The organism is Pseudomonas sp. SIMBA_041 (genome assembly GCF_046535095.1).
Taxonomy (GTDB): Bacteria; Pseudomonadota; Gammaproteobacteria; order Pseudomonadales; family Pseudomonadaceae; genus Aquipseudomonas; species Aquipseudomonas mucoides.
The window spans coordinates 1-288 of the sequence record NZ_JAWRXJ010000177.1 but is presented as its reverse complement, the minus strand read 5'-3'; the positions used below and the strand labels follow the sequence as shown (position 1 = coordinate 288).

The window sequence follows — 288 nt, the reverse complement described above, 5'->3', positions numbered from 1 at the left end:
CACCTTATCGAGCAGCAGCCTGATGACAGAGGGGGCGTGTGGGGTTGCGGTGTCCAGGGCAACTTCAGTCATGGTCCGTATCCACTCGTTCTTTTAAACGCGAAGTATGACCAGTCCCGCCGCAAATCTGGATCCATTCTGGGACTGGCGTCACACTTGGCCATATTGCTGGCCATGGCGCAGCCAGCGGTCAAGCAGCGGGCTGACGTGGTCCGGCCAGCGCGCGATCAGGGCGTGGGCGGCATCACGGACGGCCGGCAGCAGGTCGGCATCGCGCATCAGGTCAGC

At 62.8% G+C, this 288-nt stretch carries 1 protein-coding gene; it reads right to left on the bottom strand.

The window, feature by feature from the left end; translation table 11 throughout:
• Positions 1–150: 150 nt before the first annotated feature.
• A partial coding sequence (locus tag SB725_RS30740) for a hypothetical protein (RefSeq protein ID WP_410923144.1) occupies positions 151–288 on the bottom strand: 138 nt, incomplete at its 5' end.